This window comes from Sodalis sp. RH20, from assembly GCF_047324205.1.
Taxonomy (GTDB): Bacteria; Pseudomonadota; Gammaproteobacteria; order Enterobacterales; family Enterobacteriaceae; genus Acerihabitans.
Map to the genome: position 1 here is coordinate 5,236,962 of NZ_CP178733.1, position 22,163 is coordinate 5,259,124.

Here is a 22,163-nt window from a genome sequence, read left to right on the forward strand (position 1 = left end):
GATCAAACAAGGCCGCGTCGTTACGCGGCCTTGTTGCTTAAAATGCGCTGGCCGAATCCGGCCGCCCTTGCCTAGGAGGCCAGCGACAGCTTCCTCCCGCCGCGCGCATGATGGGCCAGCCATTCGCTCACATGCTGTTTTTCGCCGTCATCAAGCCACATGCCGAGTTTGGTGCGGCGCCAGATGGCGTCTTCAAGGGTAACCACCCATTCTTTTTCCACCAGGTAATGCAGCTCCGCCTCGTACAATTCGTGGCCGAAATGCTCGCCAAGGTCGGCGAACGTGGCCGCGCCTTTCAGGATCTGCTCGCTTTGGGTGCCGTAGGTGCGGCTGTAGCGGCGTGCCAGGCTTTCGGTCAGGAAGGCGTATTTGCGCCGCAGCTGGGCGGCATAATCGTCGCGGCTGCCGTTAAAATCGCCGCCCGGCAATACCGCCCCTTTGGTCCAGGCGCCGTAGGCGTCAGGATAATATTTATGCAGCTTTTCCAAAGCGTGTTCAGCCAGTTTGCGGTAGGTGGTCAGCTTGCCGCCGAACACCGATAGCAGCGGGGCCTTGCCGTGGTCGTCGGTGACCGCGAGGGTATAGTCGCGGGTCACCGCCTGCGGCGAGTCGGACTCGTCATCGCACAGAGGACGCACGCCGGAATAGGACCAGACGATGTCCGCGCGGCTGAGCGGCTTCTTGAAATGCGCGTTATAGACGTTAAGCAGGTAATCCGTCTCGCCGTCGTCGATATGCACGGCTTTCGGATCGCCGTGGTATTCCACGTCGGTGGTGCCGATGATGGAGAACTCGTCCAGCCAGGGAATGACAAACACGATGCGGTGGTCTTCATTTTGCAGGATATAGGCGTGCTGGCCGTTATGCACGCGCGGCACCACGATATGGCTGCCTTTGATTAAGCGTATACCGTACTGGGAGGGCAGCTTCAGGCTGTCGTCGATAAATTCCTTTACCCATGGGCCGGTGGCGTTGGCCAGGCCCTTGGCCTGCCAGGTCAGGGTCTGGCCGGTAATCACATCCTGCGCTTCCACCGTCCACAGGCCGTTCTCGCGCCAGGCGCGGGTTACTTTGGTGCGGGTGCGCACTTCGCCGCCCTTGGCGACCACCTCCTGCGCGTTCAGTACCACCAGCCGGGCATCGTCCACCCAGCAGTCGGAGTATTCAAAACCGCGCACGATGGAAGGCTTGAGGATGGAATCCGCGCCGAAACGCAACCCTTTACTGGCCGGCAGGCTGGTGCGTTTGCCCAGATGATCGTACATAAACAGTCCGATGCGGATCATCCAGGCCGGCCGCAGATGCGGCCGGTGCGGCAGACGAAAGCGCATGGGGAAGGCGATATGCGGCGCCATCTTTAATAGCACCTCGCGTTCCGCCAGCGCTTCGCTGACCAGGCGGAACTCATAATGCTCGAGATAGCGCAGGCCGCCGTGAATCAGTTTTGAACTGGCGGAAGAGGTCGCGCAGGCCAGGTCATCCGCCTCAAGCAGCAGCACGGATAAGCCGCGCCCCGCTGCGTCTGCCGCGATGCCGGCGCCGTTAATGCCGCCGCCGATCACGATCAAGTCTTTGGTTTCCACGTTACCTTCCTCCAGGTGCTCGTTACAGTTCTTTTATTTTCGTTTTCGCTCATAATTGTAATCGAAAACCAACATCAGCGCCAAGGCCCATGCTGAAAAAAACGTCTATGCGTGACGCAGGTAACAGTTTATGTTTACACTATGTGGAAAAAACGTTAACAAGCGAGGCGACGCAGGCGATGGAACACTTCGAGGCAATAAGCGTGGAACAGGCGTATGAACGCTGGCGGCAGGGCGACGCGATTCTGGTGGATATCCGCGATCCGCAGAGTTTTGCCGTCGGCCATGCGCCGGGGGCGGTTCACCTTACCAACGAAACCCTGGGCGCGTTTATGCAGCAGACGGACTTTACCCGTCCGGTGATGGTGATGTGCTATCACGGCAACAGCAGCAAGGGCGCTGCGCAGTATCTTCTGCAACAGGGGTTTAACGCCGCCTATAGCATAGACGGTGGTTTCGATGCCTGGCAGAAAGCGTTTCCCTCCGACGTCGCCACCCCGACGGCAGGCTGACCCGCGCCAGGCGCCGGCGTTTCCCTGCGCGGGCGCCGCTTTTTTCAGCGGGCGATAATCACCGGTGCGTCGATTGTGACGCGCTCGCGATTATCCCTGCCCGCAAGCGGATACTGTTCCCCTTCTTATCAAAACCGTTCATTTTCCCCCGTAAGCAAAAAACCCTGCGGCCGTTGATGCCATGATGGGGGATGCCGCAGGGAACATGTTATGATAGTAATCAGCTGATTATCGCGCCGCGGGCGCTATGCCAGCGCTATGCCAGCACGATATCGCCGGTCTTGCCGGCGCCCGAACATCATGATTAAAGGACTCGCCCCACGCTATGATTCGTGTAACGACCCTGTCCAATGCCCGCCTTGCCCAGGCTTTTATCGACTATATGAAAACCCAGGGCGTGACGATTGAAATGCAGCAGCAAGGCAGGATAGCCGAGCTATGGCTTGCAGATGACGCGGAGCTGGCCCGGGTAGAGGCCGCGCTGGAAATCTTTCTGCTGGACCCGACGCACCCACGTTACCAGGCGGCCAGCTGGCGCACGGGCAGCGCCGAGCGCGGGCAGTTTCATTATCAGCGCACCGCCTGGCTGCCGGCGCTGCGCAGCCAGGCGGGGCCGCTGACCCTCGGCGTGTTGTTATGCTGCGTCCTGGTGTTTATTTTAATGAACGTCCTGGGCGATGATGTCGTTATGTACTGGCTGGCGTTTCCCGCCGGTCCGTCGCGCTACCTGCAGGTATGGCGCTGGGTAAGCCATATTTTGTTGCATTTTTCGTTACTGCATTTATTGTTCAATATAGTGTGGTGGTGGTATCTCGCCAGCGCGGTGGAAAAATATCGCGGCGTGACGACCCTGGCGATATTGACCCTGGTCTCGGCGGTGGTCAGCGGCCTGGTGCAATCCCATTTCAGCGGCGCCCTGTTCGGCGGTCTTTCCGGCGTGGTGTATGCCTTGATGGGGTATGTCTGGTGGTATGGCGAGAAAAACCCCAACGGCCCGCTGATGATGCCTCGCGGTGTCATTGTGTTTGCCCTGCTATGGCTTATCGCCGGTTATTTCGATATTTTCGGCATTGCCGTGGCTAATGCCGCCCATGTGGCGGGGCTGGTTATCGGATTATTAATGGCTTTCTGGGATACGCGCCATGCGATTGGTCGCCGGCGATAGGGTCCAGGCAGCAGAGGATTTAACGTGAAGCAAACGCAGCGGCATGATGCCATTATTGAATTGGTACGGCGGCAGGGTTATGTCAGTACCGAAGAGTTGGTGGAGCATTTCTCGGTCAGCCCGCAAACCATCCGGCGCGATCTGAACGATTTGGCCGAGCACAATAAGATTCATCGTCATCATGGCGGCGCGGCGTTGCCGTCCAGTTCGGTGAATACGGCCTACCAGGATCGCAAGATCATGTGGTCGGCGGAAAAAGCGCGCATCGCCCAGCGGGTAGCCAGTCAGATACCGGACGGTGCCACGCTGTTTATCGATATCGGCACCACCCCCGAGGCGGTGGCCCATGCCTTGCTGAACCATAAGAACCTGCGGGTGGTCACCAATAACCTCAATGTCGCCACGCTGCTGACCGCCAAAGAGGATTTCCGCCTGATCCTGGCCGGCGGCGAGGTGCGCACCCGCGACGGCGGCATTATGGGCGAAGCCACGCTGGATTTTATTTCCCAGTTCCGCCTGGATTTCGGCATCCTCGGCATCAGCGGCATCGATATGGACGGATCGCTGCTGGAGTTCGATTATCACGAAATGCGCACCAAGCGGGCGATTATCGACAACTCCCGCTGCGTTATGCTGGTCACCGACCATTCCAAATTCGGCCGCAACGCCATGGTCAACCTGGGCAAAATGTCCCTGGTGGATTTTCTGTTTACCGACGAGCTGCCGCCGCCGAGCGTAATGAGCATTATCGAACAGTCCGAGGTTAAGCTGGAGCTGTGCTGAGGGCAGGATGCCCCGTTCCGCCAGGCCGCGCCATCGTGGGCGCGGGCCGCTTGCCGGCCCCGGCGCGCCGGTCGTTTTAACCGGCCGCGCGCCCCGGTAGATTATTTTTTCGCTAATTAATTAAAATTTTTTGCCAGCGCCCCTCTTTTTAACGCCCTTGACTATTCTTTGATCATAAACGAACAAACCCCGTTGTTTTACGATAACTTATAACATGGGTCCGTCGCTCCCGCGACGGCCGCCCGGTAGAGATATCCCGTGAATATGACAGTCCGCGCAGGCTGTCGGCCCGTTTCCGGCGTTGACCCACTTTTATCAACAGGATAGAGACGCTTTTATGCCAAAAATGAAGCTTGATAAAGTCGCCTTTCAATCGGCCCTGGACCGCCAGTGGCAACGTTTAGGCCTGCAGGAAGCGCAGGAAATGACCGCCTATCAATGGTGGCACGCGGTCAGCGCGGCGGTGAATGAATTAATCTCCCGGCAGCCGGCGCGTCAGCAGGACCAAAAAAATCCAAGGCACGTCAACTATCTCTCCATGGAATTCCTGATTGGCCGCTTGACCGGCAACAACCTGATTAACCTGGGCTGGTACGATACGGTGAAAAAGGTGCTGGGGGGCTACGGCATCGAGCTTGCCGACCTGCTGGAGCAGGAGATCGACCCGGCCCTGGGCAACGGCGGACTGGGGCGTCTGGCGGCCTGTTACCTGGATTCCATGGCGACGGTGGGGCAAGATGCCACCGGCTACGGCCTGGATTATCAGTACGGCCTGTTCCGCCAGCATTTTGCCGCGGGCAGGCAATGCGAAACGCCGGATGACTGGCAGCGGGAACAGTATCCCTGGTTCAGGCACAACCCGGCGCTGACGGTGCGGGTGGGGCTGGGCGGCAAACTGGTGAAAAATGAGCAAGGCGGCGTGAACTGGGAACCGGCGTTTACCCTCAACGGCGAAGCCTGGGACCTGCCGGTGGTCGGCTATGAAAACGGCATCATCCTGCCGCTGCGCCTGTGGCAAGCCACCCATCCCCATCCCTTTGACCTGGGGCTGTTTAACGACGGCAAGTTCCTGAAAGCGGAGCAGGCCGGCATCGACGCCGCCAAGCTGACCAAGGTGCTGTATCCTAACGATAATCACCTGGAAGGCAAACAGCTGCGCCTGATGCAGCAATATTTCCAGTGCGCCTGCGCGGTAGCCGATATCCTGCGCCGCCACCATCTGGCGGGCCGGACGATCCAGAGCTTGCCTGATTACGAAGTCATCCAGCTCAACGATACCCATCCCACCATCGCCATCCCTGAAATGCTGCGCGTGCTGCTTGATGAACATCAGCTTTCCTGGCAGGACGCCTGGGCGATTACCTCGCGCACTTTCGCGTATACCAACCATACCCTGATGCCGGAGGCGCTGGAGCGCTGGGACGAAAAGCTGGTACGCGCCCTGCTGCCGCGCCATTTCGACATTATCAGGCAGATAGACCGCGAATTTAAGAAAGTGGTGCGGCAGCGCTGGCCGGATGATAAAGAGATATGGCCGAAGGTGGCGGTGAACTATGACAAACAGGTGCGCATGGCCAATCTGTGCGTGGTGTGCGGTTTTGCGGTTAACGGCGTAGCCGCCCTGCATTCCGATCTGGTGAAAACCGACCTGTTCCCGGAATACTTCACGCTCTGGCCGGAAAAATTCCATAATGTCACCAACGGCATTACGCCGCGCCGCTGGCTGAAGGCGTGCAATCCCGCGCTTGCGAAGCTTATCGATGCCACCATCGGCAAGGGCTGGGTGACCCGGCTGGAAAAACTCAGGGAGCTGGAACCCTATGCGGACCAGACGGAGTTCCGCCAGCGCTTCCAGCAGATCAAGCGCGACAATAAGCACTACCTGGCGGCGAAAATCAGGCAATTGACCGATATCACCGTCAACCCGGAAGCGCTGTTCGACGTGCAAATCAAACGGCTGCATGAATATAAACGCCAGCATCTTAACCTGCTGCATATCCTGTCGCTTTATCGCCAGCTGCGCGATAACCCGGCGCTTGATATCGTGCCGCGCGTGTTTTTGTTCGGCGCCAAGGCCGCGCCGGGCTATGCCCTGGCCAAGAATATTATTTATGCCATCAATCAGGTGGCGGAGAAGATCAACAACGATCGTAAGATAAACGATCGGCTTAAAGTGATCTTCCTGCCCGATTACCGGGTATCGGTGGCGGAGTGGATGATCCCGGCGGCGGACCTGTCGGAACAGATTTCCACCGCCGGCAAGGAGGCGTCCGGCACCGGTAACATGAAGCTGGCGCTTAACGGCGCGCTGACCATCGGCACCCTGGACGGCGCCAATGTGGAAATTGCCGAACAGGTCGGCGAGGAGAATATATTCATCTTCGGCCTGACCGACCCGGAGGTCAAAGCGCTGCTGGCCGGGGGGTATAAACCGGCTCAGTACCTGAAAAAGGATAAAGCGCTGAAAGGCCTGCTGACCGAGCTGGGCAGCGGTGTTTTCAGCCATAAGCATAAACATGCGTTCGAACCGCTGCTGCACAGCCTGCAGGAGGGCGGCGATCCCTACCTGGTGCTGGCGGATTTCGCCGCGTATTGCGAGGCGCAGCGGCGGGTGGATGCCCTGTTCCGCCGTCCGGACGACTGGACGCGCAGCGCGGTGCTCAATACCGCCCGGGTAGGGTTCTTCAGTTCGGACCGTTCGATACGCGATTATCAGCAACGCATCTGGCAAGCAAAACGTTAAGGAGTTTTGATGGATCCCAAGGTATTGGAGCGGTCCGCCGGACGGGCGGGAATTATTCCGGAATATGTGGATGCCTGGGGACAGCGCAAAATCATCAGCGAGGAGACCAAGCGGCAGCTGCTGGCCGCCATGGCGGGGTTAAGCGACGATGCCGATCGAACGGCGGCGCTGCCGCCGGTGTGGGTGGTCAGGACCGGCCAAGAACGACCGCTGCCGGTGACGCTTGCGCAGCCGGCCGGCTGGGAGCTTATCGAGGAATCGGGCCGCCGCCATCAGGGCGGGACGGTGGATGGCCACGTGGCGTTGCCTGCCGCGCTGCCGCCCGGCTATCACCGGCTCACCCTGCGCGCCGGCGACAGCCAATGGTCCTGCCAGATTATCGTGGCGCCGCCGCGCTGTTATGAACCGCCGGCGCTGCTGGCGGGGCATAAGCTCTGGGGCGCCTGCGTGCAGCTGTATACCCTGCGTTCGCGCCATAACTGGGGCATCGGCGATTTCGGCGATTTGGCCTTGATGATCGAGGGCACCGCGCGCCACGGCGGCGCCTTTGTCGGCCTGAATCCTATCCATGCGCTGTATCCCGCCGCGCCCGGCTGGGCCAGCCCCTATAGTCCGTCCTCCCGGCGCTGGCTCAATATCCTGTATATCGATGTCGGCGCGCTGGAGGACTTCCAGCAAAGCCCGGCGGCGCAAGAGTGGCTGGCATCGCCGCGGACCCAGCAGCGCCTTGCCGCCCTGCGCGCCGATGAGCTGGTGGATTATCCGCAGGTGACGGAATGCAAGCTGGCGGCGCTGACCCACGCTTATGCGCAGTTCAACACCCGCGCGCCCGATGATCCCGAGCGGCGGGCATTTAGCGGGTTTATCCACGACGGCGGCGACAGCCTGCGCCAGCAGGCCACCTTCGATGCGCTCCACCGTTACCTGACCCGCGAGGGCCATCCCTCGGCGGGCTGGCAGCAGTGGCCGCCGGAGTATCAGCAGGCTGACGGCGCCGCGGTGCGGGAATTCTGTCAACGGCACGAAAACGAAATCCTGTTTTTCAGCTGGCTGCAATGGCAGGCCGCGCGCCAGTTCGACGCCTGCTTTCGCCTGAGCCGGCGTCTGGAAATGCCCATCGGCCTGTATCGCGATCTGGCGGTCGGCGTGAGTGAAGGGGGCATGGAGACCTGGAGCGATCGCACGTTGTATTGCCTGGCGGCCTCGGTCGGCGCACCGCCGGACAAGCTGGGACCGCAGGGCCAGAACTGGTGCCTGCCGCCGCAGGACCCGAACGTGCTCATCGCCCGGGCCTATGAGCCGTTTATCGCGATGCTGCGTGCCAATATGCGCCACTGCGGCGCGTTGCGTATCGATCATGTCATGTCGCTCCTGCGGCTGTGGTGGATACCGCGCGGGCAGACGGCGCAGCACGGCGCTTACGTGCAATATCCGGTGGATGATTTGCTGGCGGTGCTGGCGCTGGAAAGCCACCGGCAGCAGTGCATGGTTATCGGCGAGGACCTGGGTACCGTGCCGCGCGAAATCACCGGTAAACTGCAGGCCGCCGGCGTGTACTCCTACAAGGTATTGCTGTTCGAGCGTACCGACGCCACCCATTTCCGCCCGCCCGATGAATATATGGCGCAGGCCATGGCCACCCTGACCACACACGATCTCGCCACCCTGCGCGGCTTTTGGCAGCAGGAGGATCTGCGGCTGGGACGGGAACTGAAAATCTACCCCTCGCAGGAGGTGTATCAGCTTTTGCTGGACGATAGGCAGAAAGCGCGTCAGGCGCTGCTGGCGGCCCTGCACGCCTGGAAATGCGTACCGGCAAAGATGAGCGCCAATGCGGACCGGGTGATGATGTCGCCATTGCTGAACCGCGGGCTGCACCGCTACGTGGCGCGCAGCAATTCGGCGCTGTTGGGGCTACAGCCTGAGGATTGGCTGGATATGGCGCTGCCGGTCAATGTGCCGGGCACCACCGATCAATATCCGAACTGGCGGCGTAAGCTGACGCGGGAGGTGGACGAAATGTTTGACGACCCCACCTTGATGCGCCTGCTCAGGGAAGTAGATCGCCTGCGCAAGGCAGCGATAGGCAATACGCCGACGGGTGAGCGGTAAACGCAGGTTATACAGTGGCGCTCAGGCGCCGTGCGGCGGGTAAAAAGGGGCTTGGGCAGGGATGCGCCGGCCCGTCGCAGCGGACCGGTAATTCACGGTAAGGCCGACGGCCGCGCCGCCGTTAATAGAACGAGTGCTCGCCGCGCTGGTGCTCGGTCAGATCGCGCACGCCTTTTAGCTCGGGGAATTTTTCCAGCAGCTCTTTTTCAATGCCTTCCTTCAGGGTGTAATCGACCATGGAACAGCCGTTGCAACCGCCGCCGAACTGCAGGATAGCCAGGTTATCGTCGGTGATTTCCATCAGCGAAACCTGGCCGCCGTGGCCTGCCAGCTGCGGGTTGATTTGCGATTGCAACACATATTCCACCCGTTCAATCAGCGGCGCGTCGTCGGAGACTTTACGCATCTTGGCGTTTGGCGCTTTCAGGGTGAGCTGCGAACCGAGCTTGTCGGTAACAAAATCGATTTCCGCATCCACAAGATAAGGCGCGCTGAGCTCATCGACATACGCATTGATTTTCTCGAACTTCAGCTCGGTATCGGTGGCTTCAACCGCGTCGGGAGGACAATATGACACGCCGCATTCCGCATTCGGCGTGCCTGGATTAATGACAAATACACGAATCTGGGTGCCAGCTTCCTGATTGGCCAGTAATTTAGCAAAATGTTCCTGGGCAGCATCGGTAATCCGGATCATATCATTCACTCAATAGTTGACTAATCTAGTCGGTTATAATACTCCCATTAACCTGAGCACTACAAGGTCCGGCAAACTGACCAGACCTGCACCGCCCTGGCCTGTCGGGCCAGCAGGAGATGGGTAATTTCGTCCATGGTGCTGCCGGTGGTGACCACGTCATCCACCAGCGCCACGGTCTTGCCGGCCACATCGGCATGGCAGGCAAAGGCGCCGCGCAGGTTGCGCCTGCGGGCGCCGGCATGCAGCGTTTGCTGCGGCGCCACGGCGCGGGTGCGCTCCAGTCCCTGGCTGAGGTATTCCACGCCCAGCCAGCGCGCCAGCGGCCGGGCGAGAAGATCTGTTTGATTATAGCCCCTGCGCCAGTGGCGGTAAGTATGCAAAGGCACGTTTAGTACAAGATCCGGCTTATCGCGCCCGTACAAATGGCGTTCTTCCTGCCAGCGCAACACCAGCAGGCGGGCGAGCACGCGCGCAAGCCCGGTGCCGCCCTGGTATTTGAGTTTTTTTACCAGCCGGCTCAGCGGCGGCCGGTAATCAGCGACATACAGCAATGATTGCCACGGCGGCGATTTCAGCACACAGCGTCCGCAGCAAAGCCTGCGGCTTCCGGCCGGCAGCCCGCAGCGCGGGCAGCAGGTCTCGCGCCGGTTAAGCAGGTGGCCGGCGCAGCACCGGCAAATTCCCTGGTGGCTAAACCATAATGGCTGTTGGCATAGCCAACAAAGGGCGTTGATTGTTAGCATGGGAGGTCCTCCATAACCTGGGTACCGGGAACTATAACTGATGACATCTCTCTATTGGCATACCCTCGGCAGCGGTTCCGTTGATCTTGTGCTGCTGCATGGCTGGGGCCTGAACGCCGGCGTCTGGTCTTGCATCGAAGCGCGGCTGTCGCCGCATTTTCGCCTGCATCTGGTGGATCTGCCGGGCTACGGCCGCAGCCAGGGTTATGGGCCGTTGTCCTTGCAGCAGATGGCGCAGGAAGTGGCCGCCGGAGCGCCGGAGGGCGCGTGGTGGCTGGGCTGGTCGCTGGGCGGCCTGGTGGCGGCGCAGGCGGCGCTGGCGCGCCCGGATCGAGTCGCCGGCCTGATTACCGTCGCCTCGTCGCCCAGGTTCAGCGCCGGCGACCAATGGCCGGGCATCAAACCCGAGGTGCTGGCGGGTTTTGCGCAGCAGCTGAGCCAGGATTTTCACCGCACGGTGGAACGTTTCCTGGCCCTGCAAACCCTCGGCACCGACACCGCCCGCCAGGATGCCCGCCGGTTAAAGCAGGTGGTGCTTGAGCACCCGCTGCCGCCGGTGGCGGTATTAACCGGCGGGCTGGAGATCCTGCGCACCGCGGATTTGCGCGCGCAGCTTGACGCGCTCGATCTGCCGCTGCTGCGTCTGTACGGCTATCTGGACGGACTGGTGCCGCGCAAGGTGGCCGCGCTGCTGGACGCGCGCTGGCCTCATAGCCGCGGCGTGGTGATCCCCAAAGCCGCCCACGCGCCCTTTATTTCCCATCCCGATTTGTTTTGCCAATACATTATCGACTTTGCCGGCGGGAAAACACTTCCTGACGCCAGGTGAAAAGGATTAAACAAAAACTCTTCTATAGTTAGTGGCACGTTCCACCGTAAAAGAGATGAAGGAATACCGATGAAGACGATAACCTTTATGGCAATGACACTGGCCGGCACGCTATTTACCCTAAGCGCCCTGGCGGCGGAAGAAATTACCCCGCAGGAGGCCAAGGAAAAAGGCTACGAGAAAATTGCCACCGTGCATACCACCGCCAAGACGACCTCGCCGATGGATGCCAAGGCCATACTCTCCAAACGGGCGGATGAAAAAGGCGGTAAATATTATGTCATTATCGCCGGCCGCCAGCATGGCAGGTTCAGCGCTACCGCCGATGTCTATAAATAAAGACTGACGCCCCGGGCCGGACGCGGCCAATAAATTCCATCCTGATCCGGTAGCGGTCTTCACGCTGATACCGGTTTTTTTTTGTCTTTTTCCGCCGCGGGGCGGCACAACGCATTCGTTACCCTTACGCTAACGATTGACCGCCGGGGTTAATTGATGAGCCCATCTTGACCGCCTTACACTCCCTCTACCGTTTATGACCACTGTCCCATGTTGCGACAGTTTATGAACCGAGGAGGTCAATAATGCCGCTTCATCAAGCGTCCCCCAGAGTCTGGGATACCCGCCGCACTGAAAAGAAACGCCGGCTGGAGCAGGTTCGCGCTATAGCCGACGGCAAGGTGTTGCCCACCGACGCCATTACCGCCGTGCTCGAAGCGCTGATCCTGCCCGGCGATCGGGTGGTGCTGGAAGGCAATAACCAGAAGCAGGCTGATTTTTTATCGCGCATGCTGGCGAAAGTCAGCCCGCAAAAAATCCACGATTTGCATATGATCATGCCCAGCGTCAGCCTGCCGGAGCATTTGGATCTGTTTGAGCAGGGCATTGCCCGCAAATTGGATTTTGCCTTTTCCGGCTCGCAAAGCCTGCGCATTTCTCAATTGCTGGAAGACGGGCAGTTGGAAATCGGCGCTATTCACACCTATATCGAGCTTTATGCCCGCCTGTTTGTCGATTTAGTGCCTAATGTCGCGCTGATTGCCGGTTTCAAGGCCGACCGCAAAGGCAACCTTTATACCGGCGCCAGCACCGAGGATACCCCGGCGCTGGTGGAAGCGACGGCGTTTAAGGACGGCATCGTTATCGCCCAGGTGAATGAACTGGTGGATGACGAAAATGATTTGCCGCGCGTCGATATTCCCGGCTCCTGGGTTGATTTTGTGGTGGTGGCGGACCGGCCGTTCTTTATCGAACCGTTGTTTACCCGCGATCCGCGTTTAATCAAGCCGGTACATGTGCTGATGGCGATGATGGCGATCAAAGGCATCTACGCCAAACACCAGGTGCAGTCCCTTAACCACGGCATCGGGTTTAATACCGCAGCCATTGAGCTATTGCTGCCGACTTACGGCGAGCAGTTGGGCCTGAAAGGCAAAATCTGCCGGCACTGGACCCTGAATCCCCATCCGACGCTGATCCCGGCCATTGAAAGCGGCTGGGTGGAAACGGTGCACTGTTTTGGCGGCGAATTAGGCATGGAAGAATATATCCGCGCCCGTCCGGACGTCTTTTTTACCGGCGCCGACGGTTCGATGCGCTCCAACCGCGCCTTCTGCCAGCTGGCCGGTCAATATGCCGTGGATATGTTTATCGGCTCCACCCTGCAGATCGACGGACTTGCCAATTCTTCCACCGTAACCCGAGGTCGGCTGTCCGGTTTCGGCGGCGCGCCGAATATGGGCCATGATCCTCACGGCCGGCGCCACGCCACCCCGGCCTGGCTGGATATGATCGAAGAGCCTGACCCGATGCTGCCCGGCCGCAAGCTGGTGGTGCAAATGGTGGAAACCTATCAGGCCGGCGCTAAACCGTCCTTTGTGGAAAAACTCGAGGCGGTGGAGGTCGGCAAAGGCGCCGGCATGCCGCTGGCGCCGGTAATGATTTACGGCCAGGACGTCACCCATGTGCTGACCGAGGAAGGCATCGCCTATCTCTACCGCGCGCGTTCGATGGAGGAACGCCGGGCCATGGTGGCGGCGGTGGCGGGCATCACCGATATCGGCCTGGGCGTCGATGCCAAACGGGTGGACGATCTGCGCCGCCGCGAGCTGGTGGTTTATCCGGAAGATATGGGCATCCGTCGTTCCGACGCCAGCCGTTCCTTATTGGCCGCCGGCAGCATTGCCGATCTGGTCGAGTGGTCCGGCGGCTTATATCAGCCCCCGGCTAAATTCCGGAGCTGGTAATGAACGCCTTGCCCTTAGGCCAGCCGTACGATGCCGAGGCGCGGGCCGCCGCCCTCGCGGCGCTTGCCGTAACGGCGTTGATCGAGGAAGCGCGCCTTAGCCCGAAACCGGGCCTGGTGGACAGCCGCGGTCCCGGGGCGCATCAGGATTTGAGCCTGGCGCTGATGGAGCGCTCGGCGCATAGCCTGCGGCCGACGTTTTACCGCCTGGCGCTGCACAGCTGGCAACGCCCGCCCGATATGGCGCTGCGCCAGGAAATCGGCCGGCTGGGGCGGATGGGCGAGCGGCATATGATGAGCGCCACCGGCGGCGTCAATACCCATCGCGGCGCGATCTGGGCCTTGGGATTACTGGTCAGCGCCAGCGCCATGCTGGGGGGCCGGGGGACGGCGGCGGACATCGCCGCCCACGCGGCGCGGCTGGCCGTACTGCCCGACGCCGCGCAGCCGAAAAGCTTCAGCAAGGGGCAGCGGGCCACGCAGCGCTATCAGGTTCCCGGCGCGCGCGAAGAGGCCATCGGCGGATTTCCCCATATCACCGACCGGGCGTTGCCGCAGCTGCGGCGCAGCCGGCTGGCGGGCGCCGGTGAGCCGCAGGCCCGGCTGGACGCGTTAATGGCCATTATGACCACCCTGACCGATACCTGCGTGCTGAGCCGGGGCGGCATGGCGGCGCTTGCCGCCATGCACCGGGGCGCGGCGGCGGTATTGGCGGCGGGCGGCACCGGCAGTCCGGCCGGACGCGCGGCGCTGGCCGCGCTCGAGCGGCGCATGCTGGCGGATAACGCCTCGCCGGGCGGCGCGGCCGACCTGCTGGCGGCCACGTTTTTCCTCGATTGGGTTAGCGCCTGATCATCTACATCATCAAGAGGATGTTATGGAACGAATCGAACTGCATTTTCCCGCCGGCGACGCCTTGCCCGCCAAGGCCTTGGCCGGCGTGGTGGGCTCCGGCGATCTGGAGGCGATATACCAACCGGCCCCGGGCCGGTCGCTGCGCGTGATTATTACCTCGTCGGTGGAGGGCGGCGGACAGCGCTGGCAACATCTGTTCGAACGGGTCGGCAATGCGCGCGCCTTGCCGGGCGGACGCCTGGATATCAATGATTTTGGCGCCACGCCGGGCGTGGCCCGTCTTAGGATCGAACAGGTTTTCGAGGAGGCCAGCCATGTCTGAACGCACCAGTTTTATTGAATTGGGCGCCCGGCAGCGCGCCCGCGCCATGCTTGACGAAGGCAGTTTCCGCGAACTGCTGGGCCCTTATGAGCACATCACCTCGCCGTGGCTTGAACCGCAGGGCATCGTCCCGCAGGCGGACGACGGCATGGTGGTGGCCCGTGGAACCATCGAGGGCAAGCCCGCCGTGGCGGTCGCCATCGAGGGCGCTTTCCAGGGCGGCAGCATGGGCGAGGTGTCCGGCGCTAAAATGGCCGCGGCCCTGGAGCTGGCGGCGGAAGACAACCGCAACGGCATTCCCACCCAGGCGGTGCTGATGCTGGAAACCGGCGGGGTGCGCCTGCAGGAGGCCAACCTGGGCCTGGCCGCCATCGCCGATATCCATGCCGCGATTGTCGATTTGCGGCGCTATACGCCGGTTATCGGTATCGTGGCGGGCACCGTGGGCTGCTTCGGCGGCATGTCCATTGCCGCCGCGCTGTGCAGCCGGCTGATCGTCACCCGCGAAGCGCGCCTGGGGCTGAACGGCCCGCAGGTGATTGAGCAGGAGGCGGGCATCGAGGAATACGATTCCCGCGATCGGCCGTTTATCTGGAGCCTCACCGGCGGCGAAACGCGTTACCAGTCCGGGTTTGTCGACGCGCTGGTGGCGGATTCAGTGGCGGACGTGAAGCAGGCCGCGCTGGCCTTCCTGCGCCAGGGCGTGCCCGCCCGGCTGCGTACCGACGACTACCGCGCCTACCTGGATCGCCTCAATCAATTCGATACCCGTAAACAAGTGGATAAGCAGCAGGTACTGGCGCTGTTTACCCGGGAGGATCGCCTATGAACAGCACCTATCTGAGCCGGGGAGATTATTGGTTCTCCCTGCTGGCCGACGGCGCACGCCAACGCCAGGGCCAATGCGCCTCGGTAAAAGTCGCCGACGGCACCCTTAACGATCGGCCGGCGCGCTACGTCGCCGTGGTGCCGGATGCCGGCAATCATTATCCGCGCGCGGCGCGCGGCGAAGTGGGTCTACTGGAGGGCTGGACGCTGGGGGAAGTGGTGGCGGAGGCCATAGCACAGGATCGGGATAACGCGGTTAAACGCGCCATCGTGGCGGTGGTGGATGTGCCGAGCCAGGCCTACGGCCGCCGCGAGGAAGCCTTTGGCATCCACCAGGCGCTGGCGGGGGCCGCCGCGGCCTATGCCCAGGCGCGTCTGGCCGGTCACCCGGTGATTGCGCTGATTGTCGGTAAAGCCATGTCCGGCGCGTTCCTGGCCCACGGGTATCAGGCCAATGCGCTGATCGCCTTTAACGACCCGGCGGTGATGGTCCATGCCATGGGCAAAGAATCCGCCGCGCGCATTACCCTGCGCTCGGTGGACGCGCTGGAAAAACTGGCCAAGACCATTCCGCCGATGGCCTACGACATCAACAATTACGCCACGCTCGGCCTGCTGGCGCAGCTGATGGATATCCGCGATCCCGATCGGGCCGGCGATGACGATCTGGCCCGGGTGCGCGCCGCGCTCTCACAGGCCATTGACCAGGCGCTGAAGCAGGGCACCGGCCTGGCCAACCGGCTGGGCGCGGAAAACCGGCGCAGCTCTGCGCTTGTCAGGGAACGCATGCGCCAGGAATGGTAGCCACGAACCAGCACCGGTAACACATCTGCCGTCCCCCCGGCGGCCGGCGTAAGCGGGGATAGCGTTAGCGCTATCCTGGTCCGCCGCGCGCCGCCGGCGGGGAACGTATCATAAAAAACACATCGCGCCGGTGCTGGCCATTTATTTTATTGCTTAATTTCAGGCGGTTATATGACCTATATTATTATTCATGCCCTGGCGCCAATCTTTGTGATTATGCTGCTGGGCTATTATGCCGGCAAGGCGAAAATGGTGGTGAACTCCAACGTTTCATTGCTTAACGTTTTTGTTATGGACTTCGCGCTGCCCGCGGCCCTGTTCAGCGCCACGGTGCAAACGTCCTGGCACGGCATTATCTCGCAGTCGCCGTTGATCCTGCTGCTGGTGCTGTCCATGTGGATTGCGTATGCCGCGCTGTATTTTATCTGCACCCTGGGCTTTAAGAAATCCCCCCAGGACGCCGCGGTGTTAACCCTGACGGTGGCCTTGCCGAACTATGCCGCCCTGGGCCTGCCGATTTTAGGCAGCGTGCTGGGTGAAACCCCGGGAACCTCTTTATCGGTGGCGGTCTCAATCGCCTGCGGTTCGGTGCTGATGACGCCGTTCTGCCTGCTGATCCTGGAACGTGAAAAGGCGCGCGCCGGCGGTGAAAACCAAAAATCCACGCTGATGCTGCTGCCGGTGCTGATGTGGCGCTCGGTGACCAAACCCATCGTCTGGGGACCGCTGCTGGGGGTGTTGCTCTCGGCCATTGGGATCAAAATGCCGGATATCGTGCTGGCGTCGATCAAGCCCCTGGGCCTGGCCGCCACCGCTTCGGCGCTGTTTTTGACCGGGGTGATCCTCTCCGCGCGCCAGTTGAAGATTAACGCGCCGGTGCTGCTCTCGTGCGTAGCGAAAAACCTGGTGCAGCCGTTTATTACCTGGGGACTGCTGTACCTGTTCGGCATCACCGGCACGGTGGCGATTACCGCGGTGCTGATGGTGGCGCTGTCGGCGGGCTTTTTTGGCATCGTGTTCGGCAACCGTTTCGGCGTGCAGTCGCCGGATGCCGAGGCGACGTTATTGATAAGCTCCGTGCTCTGTATCCTGACCCTGCCGCTGTTTATCTCACTGACCGCCGGCCTGTAGCCGGCAGGAGCAAGACCATGCCAATGCCCCGGCCGCACGATCTGTTATGGATTGATAATCCGCAGCGGCTTATCTGGCGCCAGGCCGCGCCCGCCTGGGCGGCGGCGCCGGGGCTGGCGGCGCTGCCGCTGGTCGTGCGGCGCGACAGCGATCCCAGCGGGGAACGGGTGCCGGTCGGCCTGCGCGGGGCGTTGCGCTCGCAGCGCGCCGCGGCCTGGGTGCCGGGGGACGCCGTTACCCGTGTCGTGACCCCCGAGATGCTGATCGCGCGGTTATTATTCGCCGCCACCCCCGATGCCCAGGCCTTGCCGGTAATGCGTGCGCTGCGCCTGCTGGCGGCGAAGCACTGGCCGTGGCCGTGGGGCGTCACCGGCAGCTGCGGTTATATGCTGGCCACCGGTTTACCGGTCAGCCGGCCGGACAGCGATCTGGATTTGCTGATTCGTTGCCCGCATCCGGCGGCGCCCGGGGACTTTACCCCATTGCTGAATCTGTTGCCGTCGTTGCCCTGCCGGACCGATATTCAGCTGGAAACGCCGCAGGGCGGCTGCGCGCTGACGGAATGGCTGCGCGGCGGCAGGGTGATGGTAAAGACCGCGCGCGGTCCCATCCTGACGGACAATCCCTGGGATAGCGACCATTCGCACCCTACTGGAAAATAACGCCCTATGAAAATGTTACTGACCTTTCCCGGCCAGGGGCCGCAGGTCCCCGGCATGCTGCACCAGCTACCCGACGATGGCGACACCCGCCGCCTGCTGGAACGCGCGTCGGCCATCCTGGGCGAGCCGGTGCTTGATCTCGATAGCGACGACGCGCTGCGCGCCACGCGCGCCGTGCAGATATGCCTGTTTATCGCGGGGGTGGTCTATGCCCGGCAAATCCTGCGCGCCGGCGTACAGGTGGATTATACCAGCGGATTATCCATCGGCGCCTTTCCGGCGGCGGTCATCGCCGGGGCGCTGGAGTTCGAGGCGGGGCTGCGGCTGGTGGCCCTGCGCGGCGAGCTGATGGAGCAGGCCTATCCTGACGGCTACGGCCTGTCGGCCATCAGCGGCCTGCTCCAGCCGCAGCTTGAGCGTATTATCGCCCGGGTGCATCGGCCGGATAATCCGGTATACCTGGCCAATCTTAACGCCGAGGATCAGTTTGTCATCGCGGGCAGCGAGGCGGCGATGGCGCAAACCTGCGCGCTGTGCCGTGAACAGGGCGCGGGGCGCACCCAGCGCCTGGCGGTCAGCGTGCCGTCGCACTGCGAATTACTCAGCGAACCGGCGCGTCGACTGGCCGCCGCCATGGCCGGGGTCGCGCTCAGGCGTCCGGACATCGGGTACCTGAGCGGCAGCACCGGCCGCGTTTTATGGCAGCCGGACCGCATCGCCGAGGATCTGGCGCTGAATATGGCGCGGCCGGTGCACTGGCGCGACGCCATGATCAGCGCCTATGAGCGCGACGTGCGCCTGGCGGTGGAAATGCCGCCGGGCGCGGTACTCACCGGCCTGACCAAGCGCGTGATGGCGCAGGGCGAGGCCATTGCCTTCAGCCAGAATCCGCTGTCGCTGATTACGGCGCTGGCCGGGCGGTTGACGCGGCGTTAAGCGGCCCGCCGCCGATGTCGCCGTGATCGCGCGCGTACATGCGGCCTTCCGCCACCAACGCCAGCATATCGGGGTCATGCTCGCGGCTGCGGGCAAATACCAGGGCGATGGTCTGGCGCATTTGATACGGGGCGGACAGCGTCATCAGGCGCACCGAATGTTCATAAATACGCTTCATGCGGCCCGGCAGCAGGGTATAACCCACTCCCGCCTGCACCAGGTTGATCATCGAGAAAATATCATTGACCCGGGTAACGATCTGCGGCTCGAATCCGGCGATATGGAACGCTTCCTGGAAACCATGATACGTGGCGAATCCTTCGGTGAGCGAAACAAATTTTTCGTGTTTGAAATCGCGCAGATCCGCCGGTCCCGTGGCATACAGCCGGGACGAGGCCGGCGCGGCGAGGTAAATGTCATCAATAAACAGCGGCAGGGTCTCGAAGCGGGCGGGATCGATCTGCGTATCGCTGATGGAAATCAGGATAGCGTCCAACTGCTGATCCTCAAGCTTCACCAGCAGATCCTGATTGGATCCCATCAGCAGCTCCAGCTCCAGCTCCGGGCGCCGCAGTTTTAAGCCCATAATCAGCCGCGGGATGGTATCAAGGGTCAGGGAGTACATGGTGCCCAGTTTCAGCCGGCCCTGGCCGATACCGCCGCATTTGCGGGTTTCCTCAATGCCCTTGCGCATCAGGTCCGAGACCTCGCGGGCATACTCGGCCAGGGTCTCGGCGGCCGGCAGCGGTGAAAGATTACGTCCCTGGTGGATAAACAGCGGGCAGCGTACGCCTTCTTCCAGGGTGTGCAGGGCGCGATGGACGCTGACGGTGCTGAGCCCCAGCAGATCGGCGGTGCGGCTGATGTTGCGCTTATCCATAAATGCCAGGAAAATCTCAAGCTTACGGAAAGTGATATCGTTATCGATCATAACAGGGGTCCCATCCCGACGGGAAAAGTGTTCGGCACGGGCGGCCCCGAAACCGGTCGCGTGGAGTCAGGCGAGGGTTTCCAGCCAGAAGAATTGATACGGCGCCAGGCTCAGCGGGGTATCGCCCGTCAATAACCGATAATTTACCACGTCCCGGTAGCGTCCCGGCGGTAAAGTGCAGGTCATGGTTTTGGCGCTGAGGTTAAAAACGCACAAAATGGCCTGCCGGGCGGCGCGGCGGTAAAAAGCAAACAGCGCGTTATCCCATTCCAGCACCTCCATGGCGGCATCCGGATGAAAGGCCGGCTGTCCGCGGCGCCGTTGGATCACATCGCTGAGATGATGAAATACCCGCGAGCGCAGCGAGGTTTCGTCCGCGAGCGCCGCTTCGATAGCCTTCAGCGGATATTTTTCCCGGTTCACCGCGCGGTTGTAGCCGGCGGCCTTTACCCCCTCGTAATCATTGCGCGAGCCGAGGATGCTTTGGATATACACCGCCGGTACGCCGGGAAACGCCAGCAGAATGGCGTGCGCCAGCAAAAAACGCGCCAGGCGCGTATCGTCGGTGTCCTGGCGCCGGTTAAGGGCATCAAGAAAGGTGACGTTGATTTCATAAGGACTGGTGGTGCCGTCGGTATTTTGTTTATAGGACACCAGCGCCCCCTCGGATTCCAGATCGCGCACCAGGCTGTTGATTTCCACTTCAGGCAGGATGCCGCGCAGCGGGTTCATGCCGATGCCGTCGTGGGAGGCGAGGAAATTGAAAAAGGTGATGTGGGGATTGCCGGTGTCAAGGGTTGCCGCCCACTGGCGCAGGGCGCGGCTGCTGCCGTTATGGATGGCGTGCAGCACCAGGGGCGGCAGCGGGAACTGATAGACCATTTGCGCCTCGTCCCGCCCATTGCCGAAATAGCTGATGTTATCTTTATGCGGCACGTTGGTTTCGGTAATGATCACCGTGCCGGGCGCCACTTCGTCAACGATGGCGCGCATCAGCTTGACCAGCAGATGGGTCTTGGGCAGGTGGATGCAGCGCGTGCCGATTTCCTTCCACAGATAGCCCACCGCGTCGAGGCGGATGTAATCCGCCCCCTGCGTCAGGTAATGCAGCAAGACCCCGATAATGCTTATCAGCACGTGGGGATCGGCAAAGTTAAGATCAACCTGATCGGCGCTGAAGGTGGTCCACAGATAGCGGGTTTCCCCCTCCTTCATGGTAAAGGGCGTCAACAGCGGCGAGGTGCGCGGGCGGGTCACGGTGCTTAAATCAGTGGCGGGCGGCACGTTGATAAAAAAGTTTTCAAACCCCGTCTGCTGTTCCCGGTAGCCCGCCAGCCATTTGCTGTGCGCGGAAATATGATTGCAGACGAAATCGAACATCAGCCGGGTGGATTGATTCAGCCGGCTGATATGCTGCCAACTGCCGACGATGGGATTGACCTGATGGTAGTCGATGACCGAAAAACCGTCGTCCGACGAATAGGGATAAAACGGCAACAGGTGCACCAGGTTAAACGTGTCCTGGAGCCGCTGTTCAAAAAAGGTGGTCAGGGTCGCCAGGGTGGGTTGTTCCGCTTCCATAAACTGATCGGCATAGGTAATCAGCACGACGTCCTGCTCATCCCAGTGTAATTTGCGTGGCTGCTGTTGCGTCGATTTGGCAAAGCTGATTTTACTCTTGATGGTGTCCAGCTGCGCCTGGGTCAGGGATGAGGCGTAAATCTCTTCAAGTAAATGGGTAATGGCTTCCATCATGGCACCTTGTAAAAGTGACGACGTCCTGAAACAGCATGACCGTGGCGTTGACGCCATGTTGTCAATGTAGCCATTCGCAAGAAAAGCGCAAACCCTCTTATTTCTTCTTATGACGCCCCCGCCGGCGATATTGGCCGCGCCGGATCGATAAATAACCCGATTAACAGCGGGTTAGGGTCTTGGCGGTCCGTGCGCCGCCGGAGAGGGGGAAACACATTTGCGGAGCAGTCCGATACGCTGCGGCGCGGAGCGGGGGGGGCGGCGCCGGGAAGGTTAATCCCGCCGTGGCGTCAGCCGGTAAACCGGCGTTCGGCAACCGCCGCCCTGGGGACAGTGCCGGCACCCGGCGGGCAGGTCGGCTCCCGCCGCGACGCGCAGGCGTTCAGCCTTGCCCATCATCACCAGTTGTTCAAGCATGGCCTGCGTCATGGCGGCGGACAGATTGAGCTGCGCGCTTAACTGGCGAGCGTCGGCCTGGCCCCGGAGCGCCAGGGCATCGCGTAATCGCAACAGATCGGCCATCG

The 22,163-nt window shown here is 61.4% G+C and carries 21 protein-coding genes; 15 read left to right on the top strand and 6 right to left on the bottom strand.

What is annotated here, in order from left to right; genetic code table 11:
* Positions 1-71 precede the first annotated feature (71 nt).
* Complete coding sequence (gene glpD / locus ACL2XM_RS23725; RefSeq protein ID WP_410013204.1) at positions 72-1,583, bottom strand: glycerol-3-phosphate dehydrogenase; 1,512 nt, start codon at positions 1,581-1,583, stop codon at positions 72-74.
* A 179-nt stretch (positions 1,584-1,762) separates the two neighbouring features.
* Here glpD and glpE point away from each other — a divergent pair, with 179 nt between their 5' ends.
* From glpE to malQ, 5 genes are all read left to right on the top strand, one after another.
* A complete protein-coding gene (gene glpE, locus ACL2XM_RS23730) occupies positions 1,763-2,095 on the top strand; it encodes a thiosulfate sulfurtransferase GlpE (RefSeq protein ID WP_410016707.1) in 333 nt (110 codons plus the stop codon).
* Between the two features lie 325 nt (positions 2,096-2,420).
* Positions 2,421-3,260: a rhomboid family intramembrane serine protease GlpG gene (glpG, locus tag ACL2XM_RS23735; protein WP_410013205.1), complete on the top strand. Its 840-nt coding sequence runs from the start codon at positions 2,421-2,423 to the stop codon at positions 3,258-3,260.
* Between the two features lie 24 nt (positions 3,261-3,284).
* Positions 3,285-4,043, top strand: a complete 759-nt coding sequence (locus ACL2XM_RS23740; protein ID WP_410013206.1) for a DeoR/GlpR family transcriptional regulator — start codon at positions 3,285-3,287, stop codon at positions 4,041-4,043.
* A gap of 337 nt (positions 4,044-4,380) precedes the next feature.
* Positions 4,381-6,786 (top strand): maltodextrin phosphorylase, encoded by a 2,406-nt coding sequence (gene malP / locus ACL2XM_RS23745; protein WP_413731725.1) that lies wholly within the window; start codon positions 4,381-4,383, stop codon positions 6,784-6,786.
* A 9-nt stretch (positions 6,787-6,795) separates the two neighbouring features.
* The gene (malQ, locus tag ACL2XM_RS23750) at positions 6,796-8,898 is read left to right on the top strand and encodes a 4-alpha-glucanotransferase (protein ID WP_410013208.1); all 2,103 of its coding nucleotides are present in this window, start codon (positions 6,796-6,798) and stop codon (positions 8,896-8,898) included.
* A 121-nt stretch (positions 8,899-9,019) separates the two neighbouring features.
* Here malQ and nfuA read toward each other — a convergent pair whose 3' ends face one another.
* The gene (nfuA, locus tag ACL2XM_RS23755) at positions 9,020-9,595 is read right to left on the bottom strand and encodes a Fe-S biogenesis protein NfuA (RefSeq protein WP_410013209.1); all 576 of its coding nucleotides are present in this window, start codon (positions 9,593-9,595) and stop codon (positions 9,020-9,022) included.
* A 59-nt stretch (positions 9,596-9,654) separates the two neighbouring features.
* Positions 9,655-10,341, bottom strand: a complete 687-nt coding sequence (gntX, locus tag ACL2XM_RS23760) for a DNA utilization protein GntX (RefSeq protein WP_413727583.1) — start codon at positions 10,339-10,341, stop codon at positions 9,655-9,657.
* Between the two features lie 40 nt (positions 10,342-10,381).
* Between gntX and bioH the strand changes: the two genes are divergently transcribed.
* The 10 genes from bioH (at position 10,382) to mdcH (ending at position 18,953) form a co-directional block, all read left to right on the top strand.
* Positions 10,382-11,170: a pimeloyl-ACP methyl ester esterase BioH gene (gene bioH, locus ACL2XM_RS23765; protein WP_413727584.1), complete on the top strand. Its 789-nt coding sequence runs from the start codon at positions 10,382-10,384 to the stop codon at positions 11,168-11,170.
* Positions 11,171-11,239: 69 nt separating this feature from the next.
* Positions 11,240-11,509: a DUF1471 domain-containing protein gene (locus tag ACL2XM_RS23770; protein ID WP_410013212.1), complete on the top strand. Its 270-nt coding sequence runs from the start codon at positions 11,240-11,242 to the stop codon at positions 11,507-11,509.
* Between the two features lie 245 nt (positions 11,510-11,754).
* Positions 11,755-13,416, top strand: a complete 1,662-nt coding sequence (mdcA, locus tag ACL2XM_RS23775) for a malonate decarboxylase subunit alpha (RefSeq protein WP_410013213.1) — start codon at positions 11,755-11,757, stop codon at positions 13,414-13,416.
* Entirely contained in the window at positions 13,416-14,267 is an 852-nt protein-coding gene (locus ACL2XM_RS23780) for a triphosphoribosyl-dephospho-CoA synthase (protein ID WP_410013214.1), read from the top strand. Before mdcA ends, ACL2XM_RS23780 begins: the two co-directional genes overlap by 1 nt.
* Positions 14,268-14,292: 25 nt before the next feature.
* Positions 14,293-14,592 carry a malonate decarboxylase acyl carrier protein gene (mdcC, locus tag ACL2XM_RS23785; protein ID WP_410013215.1) on the top strand — a complete coding sequence of 100 codons (300 nt, stop codon included), beginning with the start codon at positions 14,293-14,295 and terminating at the stop codon, positions 14,590-14,592.
* Positions 14,585-15,421, top strand: coding sequence for a biotin-independent malonate decarboxylase subunit beta (locus ACL2XM_RS23790; RefSeq protein WP_410013216.1), 837 nt, complete (start codon positions 14,585-14,587; stop codon positions 15,419-15,421). The genes mdcC and ACL2XM_RS23790 overlap by 8 nt, the downstream gene beginning before the upstream one ends.
* Positions 15,418-16,224, top strand: a complete 807-nt coding sequence (gene mdcE, locus ACL2XM_RS23795; RefSeq protein ID WP_413731727.1) for a biotin-independent malonate decarboxylase subunit gamma — start codon at positions 15,418-15,420, stop codon at positions 16,222-16,224. The genes ACL2XM_RS23790 and mdcE overlap by 4 nt, the downstream gene beginning before the upstream one ends.
* A gap of 171 nt (positions 16,225-16,395) precedes the next feature.
* Positions 16,396-17,355: an AEC family transporter gene (locus ACL2XM_RS23800; RefSeq protein ID WP_413731728.1), complete on the top strand. Its 960-nt coding sequence runs from the start codon at positions 16,396-16,398 to the stop codon at positions 17,353-17,355.
* A 17-nt stretch (positions 17,356-17,372) separates the two neighbouring features.
* A complete protein-coding gene (locus ACL2XM_RS23805; RefSeq protein WP_413731730.1) occupies positions 17,373-18,017 on the top strand; it encodes a malonate decarboxylase holo-ACP synthase in 645 nt (214 codons plus the stop codon).
* A gap of 6 nt (positions 18,018-18,023) precedes the next feature.
* On the top strand, positions 18,024-18,953 hold the full coding sequence (gene mdcH, locus ACL2XM_RS23810) for a malonate decarboxylase subunit epsilon (RefSeq protein ID WP_413731731.1): 930 nt from the start codon (positions 18,024-18,026) through the stop codon (positions 18,951-18,953).
* On the opposite strand, the gene ACL2XM_RS23815 is transcribed toward mdcH, so the two are convergent.
* The 3 genes from ACL2XM_RS23815 to ACL2XM_RS23825 all read right to left on the bottom strand — a co-directional run bounded on the left by ACL2XM_RS23815 (position 18,919) and on the right by ACL2XM_RS23825 (position 22,161).
* A complete protein-coding gene (locus tag ACL2XM_RS23815) occupies positions 18,919-19,884 on the bottom strand; it encodes a LysR family transcriptional regulator (protein ID WP_410013221.1) in 966 nt (321 codons plus the stop codon). The genes mdcH and ACL2XM_RS23815 overlap by 35 nt on opposite strands.
* A gap of 66 nt (positions 19,885-19,950) precedes the next feature.
* On the bottom strand, positions 19,951-21,636 hold the full coding sequence (locus ACL2XM_RS23820) for an alpha-amylase family glycosyl hydrolase (RefSeq protein ID WP_413731003.1): 1,686 nt from the start codon (positions 21,634-21,636) through the stop codon (positions 19,951-19,953).
* Positions 21,637-21,912: 276 nt separating this feature from the next.
* Positions 21,913-22,161 carry a FeoC-like transcriptional regulator gene (locus tag ACL2XM_RS23825; RefSeq protein WP_410013222.1) on the bottom strand — a complete coding sequence of 83 codons (249 nt, stop codon included), beginning with the start codon at positions 22,159-22,161 and terminating at the stop codon, positions 21,913-21,915.
* Positions 22,162-22,163: the final 2 nt, after the last annotated feature.

Excerpts from the sequence above, each read along its gene's own strand:
- ACL2XM_RS23815 (WP_410013221.1), bottom strand. The coding sequence starts at position 19,884 with ATGATCGATAACGATATCACTTTCCGTAAGCTTGAGATTTTCCTGGCA.
- mdcE (WP_413731727.1), top strand. The coding sequence starts at position 15,418 with ATGAACAGCACCTATCTGAGCCGGGGAGATTATTGGTTCTCCCTGCTG.
- mdcC (WP_410013215.1), top strand. The coding sequence starts at position 14,293 with ATGGAACGAATCGAACTGCATTTTCCCGCCGGCGACGCCTTGCCCGCC.
- mdcH (WP_413731731.1), top strand. The coding sequence starts at position 18,024 with ATGAAAATGTTACTGACCTTTCCCGGCCAGGGGCCGCAGGTCCCCGGC.
- ACL2XM_RS23770 (WP_410013212.1), top strand. The coding sequence starts at position 11,240 with ATGAAGACGATAACCTTTATGGCAATGACACTGGCCGGCACGCTATTT.
- glpE (WP_410016707.1), top strand. The coding sequence starts at position 1,763 with ATGGAACACTTCGAGGCAATAAGCGTGGAACAGGCGTATGAACGCTGG.
- mdcA (WP_410013213.1), top strand. The coding sequence starts at position 11,755 with ATGCCGCTTCATCAAGCGTCCCCCAGAGTCTGGGATACCCGCCGCACT.
- glpG (WP_410013205.1), top strand. The coding sequence starts at position 2,421 with ATGATTCGTGTAACGACCCTGTCCAATGCCCGCCTTGCCCAGGCTTTT.
- nfuA (WP_410013209.1), bottom strand. The coding sequence starts at position 9,595 with ATGATCCGGATTACCGATGCTGCCCAGGAACATTTTGCTAAATTACTG.
- malP (WP_413731725.1), top strand. The coding sequence starts at position 4,381 with ATGCCAAAAATGAAGCTTGATAAAGTCGCCTTTCAATCGGCCCTGGAC.
- bioH (WP_413727584.1), top strand. The coding sequence starts at position 10,382 with ATGACATCTCTCTATTGGCATACCCTCGGCAGCGGTTCCGTTGATCTT.
- ACL2XM_RS23820 (WP_413731003.1), bottom strand. The coding sequence starts at position 21,636 with ATGGAAGCCATTACCCATTTACTTGAAGAGATTTACGCCTCATCCCTG.
- ACL2XM_RS23805 (WP_413731730.1), top strand. The coding sequence starts at position 17,373 with ATGCCAATGCCCCGGCCGCACGATCTGTTATGGATTGATAATCCGCAG.
- ACL2XM_RS23800 (WP_413731728.1), top strand. The coding sequence starts at position 16,396 with ATGACCTATATTATTATTCATGCCCTGGCGCCAATCTTTGTGATTATG.
- ACL2XM_RS23790 (WP_410013216.1), top strand. The coding sequence starts at position 14,585 with ATGTCTGAACGCACCAGTTTTATTGAATTGGGCGCCCGGCAGCGCGCC.
- ACL2XM_RS23825 (WP_410013222.1), bottom strand. The coding sequence starts at position 22,161 with ATGGCCGATCTGTTGCGATTACGCGATGCCCTGGCGCTCCGGGGCCAG.
- ACL2XM_RS23780 (WP_410013214.1), top strand. The coding sequence starts at position 13,416 with ATGAACGCCTTGCCCTTAGGCCAGCCGTACGATGCCGAGGCGCGGGCC.
- gntX (WP_413727583.1), bottom strand. The coding sequence starts at position 10,341 with ATGCTAACAATCAACGCCCTTTGTTGGCTATGCCAACAGCCATTATGG.
- malQ (WP_410013208.1), top strand. The coding sequence starts at position 6,796 with ATGGATCCCAAGGTATTGGAGCGGTCCGCCGGACGGGCGGGAATTATT.